Source organism: Texcoconibacillus texcoconensis (assembly GCF_014202575.1).
In the GTDB taxonomy this organism is placed as follows: domain Bacteria; phylum Bacillota; class Bacilli; order Bacillales; family Salisediminibacteriaceae; genus Texcoconibacillus; species Texcoconibacillus texcoconensis.
This window is the reverse complement of record NZ_JACHHB010000010.1, coordinates 77,885-91,886: the sequence shown is the minus strand read 5'-3', so window position 1 is coordinate 91,886 and position 14,002 is coordinate 77,885. Positions and strand designations below refer to the sequence as shown.

Here is a 14,002-nt window from a genome sequence, read left to right as displayed (position 1 = left end):
GATTAGAAAGGATTTTCATTCCTTCGCTTATTTGCTTAATGTACGCTCAATCGTTTCGGTAATTCGATTTTCATCAAAAGGTTTAACGATGAAATCAGACGCCCCATTTTGGATGGCGTTAAGCACCATATCTTGTTGGCCCATTGCAGAGCACATGATGATCTTTGCGTCAGGGTCGTGTTGTTTAATTTGTTTTAAAGCTTCCAATCCATCTAATTCGGGCATCGTAATATCTAATGTTACAAGGTCTGGCTTTGTCTCTTTATATTGCTCAATCGCTTCATAACCGTTTGCAGCTTCTGCGACGACTTCATACCCCGCTGCAGTGACGATATTTTTTAAAGTCATTCTCATAAATGCAGCATCATCAGTAATTAACAATTTCCCCATTTGCAAGCATCCTCTCTGTAAAATACAACGCGACATCTGAATATAAATTCCTTGTATAACTATAGTCCGATATACCCAGGAGTGTCAATTGTTTCACTTAATTATATTATAAATTATTAGGGTTGATGACAATATGTGAAAGGATTATCAATGAAAAATAAAGGATTAAAAGCTGTCCTATCGAATGATAACTGTGTAAGTAGAAAAAATGATTGTGGTATACTGAACATAGATTATTAAAGGTATAGGTGAAAAGAATGACTATATTACATAATGATTGGGGAAACTATCTTAAGAATGAGTTCAGTAAACCTTATTATGAAAACCTTCGTGAAAAATTGAAATATGAATATACTCACGAGACTGTTTTTCCAGACAGGAACAATATTTTTAATGCATTACATTCAACCTCATATGAAAATACGAAAGTTGTCATTTTGGGGCAGGATCCATACCATGGTCCTGGACAAGCTCATGGCTTGAGTTTTTCTGTTCAACCTGGTGTGAAAATTCCCCCATCATTAAAAAATATATATAAAGAGTTACAAGCAGATCTTGGTTGTCCGATACCGGAGCATGGCTACTTACAAAAATGGGCCGATCAAGGTGTGCTATTATTGAATGCCGTTTTAACAGTGCGAATGAAAGAACCGAATTCACATAAAGATATCGGATGGGAAACATTTACCGACCGAGTGATTTCTGCGTTGAATGAACGTCATCATCCTGTTGTTTTCCTTTTATGGGGCCGGCACGCACAAAACAAAGCCTCATTTATCGATGACCGTCGTCACTATGTTTTTCGTTCTCCACATCCGAGTCCCTTTTCTGCTAACCGGGGCTTTTTTGGAAGTCGTCCGTTTTCAAAAACGAACGAAGTGCTTCAGGAGCTCGGATCAGAACCAATCGATTGGTGCTTACCTAAACAAGTTACATAAAGTGATTACTGAGGAGGCGTTTTAGATGAGACATATTCAAGATAAGGTGAAGTTGGCAAATGGGGTTGATATGCCATGGTTTGGGCTCGGTGTTTATAAAGCAGAAGCCGGCGATGAAGTAAAAACAGCCGTTCAAACAGCTTTAGACGTAGGCTATCGAAGTATCGATACGGCGTCTTTTTATCATAACGAACAGGGCGTTGGTGAAGCGATTGAAGCTTCTGGCGTCCCGAAAGAGGATATCTTTATTACGACGAAAGTATGGAATGACGAACAAGGATATGAAGAAACGCTACAAGCATTTGAATCTAGTCGTAAAAAATTAGGTGTAGATGTGATCGATTTATATCTTATTCATTGGCCTGTTGGCGGGAAGTTCGTTGATACGTGGAAAGCATTAGAGAAGTTATATCATGACGGGCTTGTCCGAGCAATTGGCGTGAGTAATTTTAATATCGAACACCTGGAAACCTTGTTTGAACATGCTGAAGTCAAGCCAATGGTCAATCAAGTAGAACTGCATCCGCGTCTGACACAAGAAGAGTTGCATGCTTTTTGTAAGAATCACAGTATTCAAATTGAAGCGTGGAGTCCGCTCACACGCGCGCGCATATTCGGTCATCCAGTTCTTAAGCAGTTAGCGGAAAAGCACGGAAAAACTGAAGCACAAGTGATTTTACGATGGGATTTACAAAAAGAAATCGTTACAATCCCTAAATCCGTCACACCGAAACGAATTGAAGAAAATGCAGACATATTTGATTTTGAATTAACAGCCGAGGATATTGAAGCCATTGACAATTTACACACAGGTGAACGTTTCGGACCTAATCCAAAAGACTTCGGGTAAACAGTGACAAATTGAGTTTTTAAACAAACAAGTCACAAAATCATCGCTACATGATCTTATTAATCGAAACGAATGTAATGGGAGGAGACACGATGATGTCAGAAGGAAAAACAATTGGTTTTATAGGGACAGGTGTAATGGGGAAAAGTATGGCTAGTCATTTGCTGAAAGCAGGTTACTCTTTGCTTGTTTATAATCGAACGCCTAAAAAAGCAGAAGACCTCGTCCAACAAGGAGCCGTCAAAAAGGATACGGTTGCTGAATTAGCTGCAAAATCAGATGTTGTCATTACGATGGTTGGCTACCCTGCCGATGTCGAAGAAGTGTATTTTGGAGACGAAGGAATCTTTGCGAACGCACGTAAAGGTACATATCTCATTGATATGACGACATCGACACCGAAGCTTGCAAAGCAAATTGATGAAAGAGCCAAACAAGAAGGGATGTACGCACTTGATGCTCCTGTATCTGGTGGGGACATTGGCGCTAAAGAAGCTCGTCTAGCCATTATGGCTGGCGGCGATATCAAAGTATTTGAAACGATGAAACCAGTTCTCTCTGTTATGGGAACCAACGTCGTCCTCCAAGGAGAGGCGAGTAGTGGACAACACACAAAAATGAGTAACCAAATCGCGGTAGCAGGTACGATGTTAGGAGTAAGCGAAGCGGTCGCTTATGCCAAAACGTCAGGTCTCGATCCTGAACGGGTGCTAAAAAGTATTGAAACGGGTGCAGCAGGAAGCTTCTCTTTAAGTAACTTAGCACCAAAAATGATTCATGGGGATGACCAACCGGGCTTTTATATTAAACACTTTATTAAAGATATGAAAATTGCCATTGAAGCAGCAGAGGAAATGGGCTTAGATACACCAGCCTTGAAATTAGCCAAATCTTTGTATGAGAAATTAGCTGAAAATGGTGAAGAAGATCATGGTACCCAAGCATTAATTAAATATTACCTTGGTGAAACGAAAGAGTAGAAAGTTCACCTCCACTTATTGAAAACAGCGCCTTCAAAAAGAAGGCGCTGTTCCATTTTAGTGGTGAAATTCAGTTTAAAGGAAAATAGATAAATGCTTGTAATAAAAATTCATTTACTGTCCATAAAAAAATCAAGTAATATTCCCAAAGTCTATAATAGATGTACTATAATAAGAGCGTAGAAAATAAAAGGAGTCTTGTAAATGCTGAAAACGTTACGCGCCAAACTCCTTGCGTTCTGTCTAATCATTACGATTATTCCTCTTTTTATTGTGGGGGTTCTTTCTTACGAATGGCAGAAACAAGCATTGACCGATCGTGAAGAAGAACGCTTATTTGCATATGCTGAAGCACTGGCAGCAGATGTGGAGTCAATGATTGAAGAAAGGTTAGAAGGCGTAGATTACTTAGCGCGAAATCCTATACTCGTTGATAGCGAGTCGACCAAAGCTGAAATCGATCAACAAATCGAACAGTTTACCGATTCTCATAAAGCGTATGATGATGTCGTCGTCATAGACGATTCTGGGGTCGTTGTCTCTGATATAGATTTAAATATTACCGGTGAAAAAGTCATTAAACGGTCTTGGTTTGAAAATAGCGTAAGTGGACAAACAAATATTTCTGACCTCTATCGCTCCCCAACAACGGGTGAGCCTTCGCTTGTCATATCGGCACCGATCTACAATCAAGATCAAGAGATTAAACGGGTTGTGTCTCCTGTATTTAACTTGAGTGTTTTTTATGAAAAATTAAATCGTTTTGCAAGAGAACGGGCTTCAGCACATGCGAGTGGTGAATCTTTTCTTTTAAATGAAGGCGGGGAATTAATTGCCCATCCTGAAGAAGAACGGATCTTAAAAGAAAATCAAATGAGAAGGTTAGGTCTTAGCCGGCAACACATCGAAGAACATGGAGACAATGAAGAGTTATATTTATATGCTGAAAATAATGAAGTATATGCTTTTAAGGAAGTTAAGCAAGTCGATGGTTTTCCACATAATTGGTATATTGGTGTATCAGCTGATCGATCAAAATTGTATCAGCCGTTAGACAGTCTCCTTTTTCAATATGTACTCATATTCGGATTAGTACTTTTACTAGCCAGCTTCTTTACAGTCCGTTTGTCACATTACATCGTTCGCCCTGTCAAACAACTTGTAGAAACGACGTCTAAATTCGCTAAGGGAGAGCGATTACAACCGAAGTATGTTCAAGCTTATGAAGAAATTAATAAACTCAATCAAACATTTGACGCGATGACAAAGCGCCTTCATGATAGGGAAAAAACACATCGTAAATCAACGTTAATTATTGAAACAACAGACAATGGCGTGTTTGCCTTTGACCGTAATAAAGGAGAAGTCACTTTATTTAACCAAACGTGTGAACATGTTTTTCAAATATTAAAAGATGAAATGATCGGAAGCAAAGTTGATGACATATGCCCAAGTTCTCATCCATTTCATTTGTTTATTGAACAACTGAAGTTGCACGAAGTTTTAAATGATGAGACGAAGCAATTTGAGGTTAGATGTTCTATTGAAGGGGATGAACGAACATTTCTTACAAGTGTGTCAACATTACCTAGTATAGATGGTGACCCAGATGACTGGGAAGTGCTTGTTATATTCAATGAAGTTACAGAAAAGCGACTGATGCAAGAGGAGCTACTAAGGTCAGAAAAGTTAAGTGCTGTCGGACAAATATCTGCAGGGTTAGCACATGAAATTCGCAATCCGATCACGATTATTCGTGGCTTTATACAGCTTTTTGACCAAAAAGCTTCATCAGAAGAAGAAAAGCGTTATTATTCTTTGATTTTAAAGGAGATTGACCGTGTAAATCAGATTATTAATGATTTATTAAACTTAGCTAGTCCAACCTCGAATGTGGAAAAAGTCAAGGTCAACATTCCGAATAAACTCGATGATTTGTTAATGTTGTATAGCTCTACATTTCAAAATCAACATATTAAATTAGAGACAAAATACTCGTCCAATGGTGCTTACGTTTGGGCGAATGAGAGCCAAGTACAGCAGGTGTTTGTCAATATTGTACAAAATGCAATTGAAGCAATGGATGATGGAGGTACATTGACGGTAGAAGCCTTTGAAGATAAACAAGCAAATATGTTGACCGTTTCATTTACTGATACAGGTGGAGGGATGGATGAAAAGACATTAAAAAACTTGGGTACTCCTTTTCATACAACGAAACCAAATGGAACAGGTCTCGGTTTAGTAATGAGTTACCGTATGATCGAAGACATAGGTGGTAAAATGAAAGTGAACAGTCAATTGAATGAAGGAACGACCTTCAAAATTCAACTACCTATTGTGCAAAATGGCTAAACTAGGAGTTTCGTTTTCTTTCGACAACAGCAAAATGTTAAAGTATAAATAAAGAATATCGTTAAGAGGTGACGTAGCGTTGAAAACGGCTTTAGTAGCTGGTGCGACGGGGTTAATTGGTGATTGTGTTGTTGAAGATTTGCTTAACGAAGATGTATATGATGAAGTTATTTTATTTGTAAGGCGACCGACGAGGTTTCAAAATCATAAAAAGATTCGCGAATACATGATTGACTTTGATGATTTACATACCTATATGTCAGACCTTCGTGTTGATGATATTTTTATCTGTCTCGGAACGACAATGAAAGAGGCAAAATCAAAAAAGGGATTTATGAAAGTCGATTATACTTATCCATTGAAGCTAGCCAAAGAAGCAAAAATTCAAAGTGCGGCACGAGTTCTAATTGTTTCAGCAATTAAATCTGACCGAGATGGTGCGTTTTTTTATACGAGAGTTAAAGGAAAGCTAGAAGAAGAATTAATTGCTTTGCAGCTTGAATCTTTACATATTTTTCGGCCATCGCTTTTGACAGGTCATCGTAGTGAATTCCGTGTAAAAGAAAAGACAGCAGAAATATTTAGTAAATCCCTTTCACCATTACTTACAGGGCCGTTTGAAAAATATAAGCCAATCCCAGCTAAATATGTTTCTTCTGTAATGGTCACCGTAGCGCAAGAAGAAAGTAAAGGCGTACACATATATGAATCGGATAAAATCCGCCAATTAGGTAAAGTGTTATACCAAGAGTGACGTTGTAAAAAATGGACAATGAAGTCCAAAGAGATAAAAGCTTTGACTTCCGTAGTATGAAAGGGGGTAACCATCGTGGATATTCGACCGGAGACGGTTCTAAGGAAAATGAATGAAAAGATTGACGAAGCTCACCGTGTCGTTCAGCATGCAGGTACAAACACAAATGATTTTCGTGAGCAGATGATCTCAATTAAAACATACTGTGATTTGCTTTTAGAAGCGGAGCAATCCAGCCAAGCAACGTATGTACCGAAAGTCCAGGAGGCAAGTGCGGCTGACGTGCAGCATATAAAGCAACCTAATACAGGGAAAGAAACGCCTGTAGAAACATCAAGGAAGCTCAATGTTTATGATGATGATGAAAAGCCAGAGAGTGATAGCCTACTTGATTTTTAGTCGTTTATCCTAAAAGGGAGCAGCATACATAGTAACTGGTTTCTTTCAGAGGGGCAAACAATCAAAACACAAAGGGGAAACGCATGGGATTTTACACAGAAAATCTCATGCGTTTTTTATTGTTACATCAACGTTTTATCACTAAGTGGTCGTGAATGACATAGAAATTCACATGGTTGGAAATAAAGATTCCCATCTAGTGATTTTTACGGACAGTTAGAGGAGAAAAGGCAGTAGAGCTGTCCGAACCTCGGGGTGTTCGGACAGTTTGAGAAGAAAAAGCAGTATAATTGTCCGAACCTCGGGGGTGTTCGGACAGTTTGAGGAGAAAAAGCAGTATAATTGTCGGAACCTCGGGGGTGTTCGGACAGTTTGAGGAGAAAAAGCAGTATAAGTGTCCGAACCCCGGGGAAGTTCGGACAGTTAGAGAAGAAAAAGCAGTAGAGCTGTCCGAACCTCGGGGGTGTTCGGACAGTTTGAGGAGAAAAAGCAGTATAATTGTCCGAACCTCGGGGGTGTTCGGACAGTTTGAGGAGAAAAAGCAGTAGAGCTGTCCGAACCTCGGGCATATTCGGACAGTTTGAGAAGAAAAAGCAGTATAATTGTCCGAACCTCGGGGGTGTTCGGACAGTTTGAGAAGAAAAAGCAGTATAATTGTCCGAACCTCGGGGGTGTTCGGACAGTTTGAGGAGAAAAAGCAGTATAAGTGTCCGAACCTCGGGGGGTGTTCGGACAGTTTGAGGAGAAAAAGCAGTATAAGTGTCCGAACCCCGGGGAAGTTCGGACAGTTTGAGGAGAAAAAGCAGTATAAGTGTCCGAACCCCGGGGAAGTTCGGACAGTTAGAGAAGAAAAAGCAGTATAAGTGTCCGAACCTCGGGGAAGTTCGGACAGTTTGAGGAGAAAAAGCAGTAGAGTTGTCCGAACCTCGGGGGTGTTCGGACAGTTTGAGAAGAAAAAGCAGTAGAGTTGTCCGAACCTCGGGGAAGTTCGGACAGTTAGAGAAGAAAAAGCAGTAGAGCTGTCCGAACCCCGGGCATATTCGGACAGTTTGAGAAGAAAAAGCAGTAGAGCTGTCCGAACCTCAGGCAAGTTCGGACAGTTTGACAAGAAAAAGCAGTAGAGTTGTCCGAACCCAGGTCAAGTTCGGACAGTTTGAGAAGAAAAAGCAGTAGAGTTGTCCGAACCCAGGTCAAGTTCGGACAGTTTGAGAAGAAAAAGCAGTAGAGCTGTCCGAACCTCAGGCAAGTTCGGACAGTTTGAGAAGAAAAAGCAGTAGAGCTGTCCGAACCTCAGGCAAGTTCGGACAGTTTGAGAAGAAAAAGCAGTAGAGTTGTCCGAACCCCGGGCATATTCGGACAGTTTGAGAAGAAAAAGCAGTAGAGTTGTCCGAACCCCGGGCATATTCGGACAGTTTGAGAAGAAAAAGCAGTAGAGTTGTCCGAATGCGTCAAATTAATGGTGCGAACGGACACAATGTCTGCAGCGTACAGACACGATGGACGTGAATGCATTTGTCAACCTAAACTCGTACATTTTCGTTTCTTCGATTTTATCAAAAACGATAAAGTTTATGAAAAGAGCTTTTTAATTCTAGTCTTACGGGCTTATTGTGTTTATGCAGTTGTTAATGGATTGTCGAAGGTCAAAATGCAATCTCACTGCAAGACAACCTCAAGAGGAAAGTGAGGCAACCTTTTTGGCGGAAAGAAAAAGATATGGTACGCTACGAATAAAGTTCACATAAAAGGAGAAATTGTATGAAAACATTACTTATTCTCGGTGGCATTAGTGGGTTTTTATTTGTTGCAATTGGCGCATTTGGCGCACACGCTTTACAACCACGCTTAGAATCTTACGGCCTCAAAGCTCAGTATGAGACTGGGGTTCAATACCACATGATTCATACAGTTGCGATTCTAGTGATTGCTATTTTAATGAGGTATTTCCAGGCGAGTGGACTGTTGTATGGTGCTGGTTGGGCGATGTTTATCGGAATCATCCTTTTTTCTGGTAGTTTATATGCGATGGGGGTTACAGGAATTCGTCCACTTGGAGCGATAACACCAATTGGTGGGGTTGCTTTCCTTACAGGATGGGCACTGATGGTCATCGCCGTCATTCAAGAAGGCTAAAGCAGCAAAGTCTAATAAACGCAAAAAGAAGCGGTATGGATCATTATCCACCGCTTCTTTTTCAACTTATGATTAACCTTGCTGCCCAAAGGCGTCAAACTCATCTCTATTAGCATATGGATACTCATATTCAAGGGGTTCATCGAATGTTACATAATCTAAGTTCACCATTAATAAAAGGTAACGCTTATCGGTTTGTGGGTCACTAATAATAATATGGTCCCGACCAGCAGCTTCAACGACCCCTTTAAAGACTTTCGCATTCCATTTTTCATTGTTTTCAAACGTCATATAAAACGTGCCGACTTTTCCTAAGTTTAAACGTAAAATATTTTCAATAAATGATTGCTCAATAGGTAATTGTCCTGGCGTTTGCGGTTGTTGTGGTGGTTGAACGCCTGGTTGTTGCGGTTGCGGAAATCCTTGCTGTGGCTGAGGCTGCCATTGTGGCGCTTGCCCGCCAGGAAAACCTGGTTGTTGATCAAAACCACCTTGCATGAATTGCTGATTGAATGGACTTCCTGGCATTTGCTGTGGAAAACCTGATTGTGGATACATCAAATCACTCCTTTGTTAATCGGTAAACTAATAAGTGCCGTAGACATCCTGACATTCACTAGGTAATGGATTGAAAAAACAATGCGCTTTGTAACGACCTGAATTCCAATACCCAAACCACTGTTCAGGACATGGTCCGTCAGGTCGGAAAAACCATAACGAATATTTGCCAGGTTCATAGCGCTTTCCTTGCACGAGCTTTCTTGCTAAACGCTTCTCTTTATCACGAGCATGCTGATAAAAGTAACCCTTTTGTACTGCTTCGAAACCGCCAGGTGATTGAAAGGCCATTTTTTCAACAGTTGTGATGTCCTCAAAATCTAAACACCTAACCCGAACGCGATTGACCATTGTGTTACCTGCATTAAGCATCCCTTGTTCTCCATCACCCTCTGCCTCAGCGCGCATCAATCTAGCAAGGATCTTGATGTCTTGGTCCCGTGCTTTAATGACACCCATTTATGGCACCCCCTTTAATTTTTACGCTTAAAGAAGAGACTAGGTTCGATAGTGTGAATCAAATGATTAAAATCATCACGCTATTGCATTGCTATGAGAAGAAACAGCAAGGTATGCTTTTTCATGAAATAAAAAAAGAGACTGACATGAAATAGGACTCATTCAAGTCCTATTCAGCCAGCCTCGATATATGCAACTACTTATCTATTAAACGTGTAAAAACTTGGCGACTTCTTCAGCAGGCAAACGCATACCAACATAGAAAGAACCAAATTCCCCGTAACGTGCACTCACTTCATCAAAACGCATCTCATAAACGAGTTTTTTAAATTGAAGCACATCGTGGGCGAAAAGGGTGACGCCCCATTCCCAGTCATCAAAACCAACGGAACCGGTAATGATTTGGCGAACTTTCCCAGCATATTGGCGTCCGATCATCCCGTGACTTCGCATTAACTCGCGTCGGTTATCTCCAGATAGCATGTACCAGTTGTCGCTACCTTCTCGGCGCTTGTCCATCGGGTAGAAACAGATATATTGCCAGTCTGGAAGAGCAGGCTTTAGACGAGCCTGAATTTCAGGATCTTCCTCAGGATCTTTATCAGCAGCCAAGTAATTACTTAACTCGACGACAGACACGTAAGAATAAGCAGGAACAGTGTACTCAGCAAAACGAGTTTTATTGAATTCATTTTCTAATTCATTTAATTCATCCATTGTTGGACGAAGCAACACGATCATAAAATCTGCTTTCTGACCGACGATCGTAAATAAACCGTGGCTTCCCTCACGTTGATCCGCCGTTTGTTGCCACTGATCCATCGTCGCGAGGAACTCATCAATAATTTGTGAGCGCTCCTCACTATCTAGGCGTTTCCACGCAGCCCAATTCATCGTGCGTAAATCGTGTAATGCATACCAACCTTCTATTGTTTTTGCAGGTTCACTCATCATATTCACTCCTATCCATTGTCAAAACGTTTACCAAGATTCTAATGACGCCCATGTTGTTAACAGTTTCATTATACATTTGTATAAAAAAAAAACCAAACTGACTGCTTAAGGGATACAGGCAGTTTGGGAACGAACATTATTGTTTATTTTTCCGTTCATAAATATCGGTGACGCGTTCCCAGTGGTCATCTGACTTTCCTGCTTTACGTTGCACGGTCACTTCGCGATACAACACATCTTCTAAAGAGGACTCAAAACTCGATTTCATTGCTTTTTTCATTTCAGAAAAAACGTAATGAGGGACCTTTTTCAATTTTTCAATCAAACGATCAGGGGAACCAATATCTTGTATAAGATGAATATGATGCGCTTCTTCTGCGGAGATTGGATCACCTAATGCCAAGTGCATTGCGTGTGCGTGGCCGACGATGTGAGGTAAATAATAAGAAGTTCCTGTATCTGGGAATAATCCGATGTCCAAAAAGTCCAATACCATCTTTGCGTCTCGTTCGGCAACGCGAAAATCACATGCGAAAGTAAAACTTAATCCAGATCCAGCGGCTAAGCCATTAATAAAAGCGACCGTCGGTTTCTCAATAGATTCAATAAGGTGAATTAATGGATGATATGTTCGTTGCAAATAAGCACCATAGTCAAATGTAGATAGATCTTCATTAAAAAAACGATTGAAATCTGTTCCGCTACAAAACGCGCCCTTTGAACCTTGTAAAATAATAACGAGCACTTCATCATCCTCTTTTGCTGCAATTAAGGACTCGCGCAATTCTTTGTGCATGGTTTCGTTTAAGGCATTTTTTACTTCAGGGCGGTAAAGAGTCAAATAAGCAACGCTGTCATGGACTTCATATAAAACGCTTTTTGTCATGGAATTCATCCTTTCGTCTTCCTAAATACGATTGGACTTTGAAGAAAAACGAAAAATTTGTTCTTAAGGGTGAGTTTCATGTTTGTAAAAGACCATCGATGATCACTTCTGTATTCTATTCCCTTTGTATGAGTGAGTAAAACGACCAAAAAGCAACGAAAACAGGTGTTGTTGTTTGAATATTCAGAATCATTCGCACTCTATTTGAGTATCGGGTCTTGATTTCTAAATAGACAAAGGGTACCCTAAATCGTGGATGTTAAAATCTCATCGGAGATGCAACTATACATAAACGTTGTTATGCGTACATACAACATATTTGAGATTGCTAACAGAGGACAATGGGTATAAAATGAGGAAAGAAAATCCGATGAATGAGGAGGAATTGTTGTGAGTGATCTTTTTCAACCTATCGCAGCGAAAGTAAAAGCAGAACAACCAGCGATCGTATTTCCAGAAGGAAAGGACGAGCGAATTTTAGAAGCGACAAGCCGCTTAGCACAAGACGGAATTTTACAGCCAATTCTTGTTGGTGAAACCTCAGAGCTCGAAAAGAAAGCATCTGAACTTAATGTTTCACTCGAAGGTGTAACCATTTATGATCCAAGCAATTATGACCGTTTCGAAGAACTCGTTACAGGCTTTGTTGAACGAAGAAAAGGAAAAGCTACTGAAGAAGATGCGCGAGAAATCCTTTTACAACCGAACTATTTCGGTACAATGCTCGTTTACCAAGGTATTGCTAGTGGTCTTGTAAGTGGTGCTGCTCATTCTACAGGCGATACAGTACGCCCAGCTTTACAAATTATTAAAACAAAAGAAGGCGTGTCAAAAACGTCTGGTGTATTTGTCATGGTTAAAGGTGAAGAGCGTTATATCTTTGGTGACTGTGCGATCAACATTGCACCAGAGGCAAACGATTTAGCAGAGACAGCAGTTGAAGCAGCAAAGACAGCAGAAGTATTCGATATTGATCCAAAAGTTGCGATGCTTAGCTTCTCGACAAAAGGCTCTGCAAAGTCGCCTGAGACAGACAAAGTCATTGAGGCAACAGATATCGCAAAACAAAAAGACCCAGAATTGAACATTGACGGTGAATTCCAATTTGACGCGGCATTTGTTCCATCTGTTGCTAAGAAAAAAGCGCCAGACTCCCCTCTAAATGGTGAGGCAAATGTATTTATTTTCCCAAGCCTAGAAGCAGGAAATATTGGCTATAAGATTGCTCAACGTCTTGGTGAATACGAAGCGATTGGACCAATTCTTCAAGGTCTAAACCAGCCAGTGAACGATCTCTCCCGTGGCTGTAACGTTGAAGATGTATACAAGCTTGCGATTATTACAGCAATGCAAGGGTTGAATAAATAACGACGAAAAAAAGAGGCTGCAATCTGCAGCCTCTTTTGTATGGTTAAAAAAACTTATCATTACGTTTTTCAATTTTAGCACGGTTCACTTGTAACCGTTCTGAATCTGTACCGCTCAGTTCAAAGGCCCTTAGCCCTTTTCCGTATTGGTGAAGGGTCTTAAGAACGTCATTCGTTAATGTTGCTACGTCTAGTGAATAGCCAGTACACTCGGTTAGTGACGCCATTTTTTCAGGAACGATGGTCGGGTAATCGATCGTCGTATTCACATCACGCTTTGCTTCATTATAAAATTTCCGGATAAGTTCTGCTCGTTCGGAACCACTGCCTGTCACACTTAAATAAATTTGCACAGCAATCCCTCCGCGTAAGCGCCGTTGGGAGATCCCTGCAAATTTCCGTCCATGAATGCTTAAATCATAACGACCAGGACAGTAAGATTCCGTAATTTCCCCATCCTTAATCGCATCAGTATAAGGGGAAAGAAGTTGTTTCGTAAACTCAACCATCGCTTCATAACCTTCATCGATGCCAATTCGCTTATCATCAGGGAAAATAAGTGAAACATTTAAAACGCCAGGGTCAAGCACAACAGCTAGCCCGCCAGAGTTTCTTACAATCACGTTATAACCAGCTTGGCGAAGAAGCTGAACCCCTTTTTCTAGGTAAGGCAGTCGGCTATCTTGAATACCGAGGACGACCGTTCGATCATGAACCCAAGTTCGTGCAATCGCTAACTGTCCATGTTCGCCGGCAGTTTGACAGAGCGTATCATCGGTTGCAAACGAATCGAGAGCATTCATCATAAGTCCAACTGTCGATTGGTCATAAATCGCCCACTCATATTTTTTAAGTAAATCTGTATTTAATTTGTTCATGAGCGTAACTCCTTCATTAAATTCGCGACCTCAATTATAGCACAATTTCTTCTTGTATTGCCGATTGTAAACATTGCATCGAAGTATAGTTTAAGTGTACA

The 14,002-nt window shown here is 40.6% G+C and carries 14 protein-coding genes; 8 read left to right on the top strand and 6 right to left on the bottom strand.

All coding sequences use genetic code 11. The features are described 5' to 3' along the window. Positions 1-27 precede the first annotated feature (27 nt). A complete protein-coding gene (locus tag HNQ41_RS11440) occupies positions 28-390 on the bottom strand; it encodes a response regulator (protein WP_184664578.1) in 363 nt (120 codons plus the stop codon). Between the two features lie 257 nt (positions 391-647). Here HNQ41_RS11440 and HNQ41_RS11435 point away from each other — a divergent pair, with 257 nt between their 5' ends. From HNQ41_RS11435 to HNQ41_RS11405, 7 genes are all read left to right on the top strand, one after another. Continuing rightward, on the top strand, positions 648-1,328 hold the full coding sequence (locus HNQ41_RS11435; RefSeq protein WP_184664577.1) for a uracil-DNA glycosylase: 681 nt from the start codon (positions 648-650) through the stop codon (positions 1,326-1,328). A gap of 25 nt (positions 1,329-1,353) precedes the next feature. Next, a complete protein-coding gene (locus tag HNQ41_RS11430; RefSeq protein ID WP_184664576.1) occupies positions 1,354-2,178 on the top strand; it encodes an aldo/keto reductase in 825 nt (274 codons plus the stop codon). Between the two features lie 92 nt (positions 2,179-2,270). Then, positions 2,271-3,158 carry an NAD(P)-dependent oxidoreductase gene (locus HNQ41_RS11425; RefSeq protein WP_184664575.1) on the top strand — a complete coding sequence of 296 codons (888 nt, stop codon included), beginning with the start codon at positions 2,271-2,273 and terminating at the stop codon, positions 3,156-3,158. Positions 3,159-3,362: 204 nt separating this feature from the next. After that, on the top strand, positions 3,363-5,513 hold the full coding sequence (locus HNQ41_RS11420) for a PAS domain-containing sensor histidine kinase (protein WP_184664574.1): 2,151 nt from the start codon (positions 3,363-3,365) through the stop codon (positions 5,511-5,513). Positions 5,514-5,592: 79 nt separating this feature from the next. Further along, positions 5,593-6,267, top strand: a complete 675-nt coding sequence (locus HNQ41_RS11415; RefSeq protein ID WP_184664573.1) for an NAD-dependent epimerase/dehydratase family protein — start codon at positions 5,593-5,595, stop codon at positions 6,265-6,267. Between the two features lie 75 nt (positions 6,268-6,342). Beyond that, complete coding sequence (locus HNQ41_RS11410) at positions 6,343-6,666, top strand: DUF5327 family protein (RefSeq protein ID WP_184664572.1); 324 nt, start codon at positions 6,343-6,345, stop codon at positions 6,664-6,666. A gap of 1,758 nt (positions 6,667-8,424) precedes the next feature. Beyond that, positions 8,425-8,799 carry a DUF423 domain-containing protein gene (locus HNQ41_RS11405; RefSeq protein WP_184664571.1) on the top strand — a complete coding sequence of 125 codons (375 nt, stop codon included), beginning with the start codon at positions 8,425-8,427 and terminating at the stop codon, positions 8,797-8,799. A gap of 72 nt (positions 8,800-8,871) precedes the next feature. On the opposite strand, the gene gerQ is transcribed toward HNQ41_RS11405, so the two are convergent. The 4 genes from gerQ to HNQ41_RS11385 all read right to left on the bottom strand — a co-directional run bounded on the left by gerQ (position 8,872) and on the right by HNQ41_RS11385 (position 11,656). Then, entirely contained in the window at positions 8,872-9,357 is a 486-nt protein-coding gene (gene gerQ / locus HNQ41_RS16700) for a spore coat protein GerQ (protein ID WP_246421646.1), read from the bottom strand. 27 nt (positions 9,358-9,384) lie between these two features. After that, on the bottom strand, positions 9,385-9,816 hold the full coding sequence (locus tag HNQ41_RS11395) for a cell wall hydrolase (RefSeq protein WP_184664570.1): 432 nt from the start codon (positions 9,814-9,816) through the stop codon (positions 9,385-9,387). A gap of 207 nt (positions 9,817-10,023) precedes the next feature. Beyond that, the gene (gene hemQ, locus HNQ41_RS11390; protein WP_184664569.1) at positions 10,024-10,767 is read right to left on the bottom strand and encodes a hydrogen peroxide-dependent heme synthase; all 744 of its coding nucleotides are present in this window, start codon (positions 10,765-10,767) and stop codon (positions 10,024-10,026) included. Positions 10,768-10,906: 139 nt separating this feature from the next. Then, positions 10,907-11,656 (bottom strand): enoyl-CoA hydratase/isomerase family protein, encoded by a 750-nt coding sequence (locus HNQ41_RS11385; RefSeq protein ID WP_246421644.1) that lies wholly within the window; start codon positions 11,654-11,656, stop codon positions 10,907-10,909. Positions 11,657-12,046: 390 nt separating this feature from the next. On the opposite strand from HNQ41_RS11385, the gene pta reads away from it, so the two are divergent. After that, positions 12,047-13,024 carry a phosphate acetyltransferase gene (gene pta, locus HNQ41_RS11380; protein ID WP_184664567.1) on the top strand — a complete coding sequence of 326 codons (978 nt, stop codon included), beginning with the start codon at positions 12,047-12,049 and terminating at the stop codon, positions 13,022-13,024. A gap of 43 nt (positions 13,025-13,067) precedes the next feature. On the opposite strand, the gene HNQ41_RS11375 is transcribed toward pta, so the two are convergent. Further along, positions 13,068-13,901, bottom strand: a complete 834-nt coding sequence (locus HNQ41_RS11375; RefSeq protein WP_184664566.1) for a lipoate--protein ligase family protein — start codon at positions 13,899-13,901, stop codon at positions 13,068-13,070. Positions 13,902-14,002: the final 101 nt, after the last annotated feature.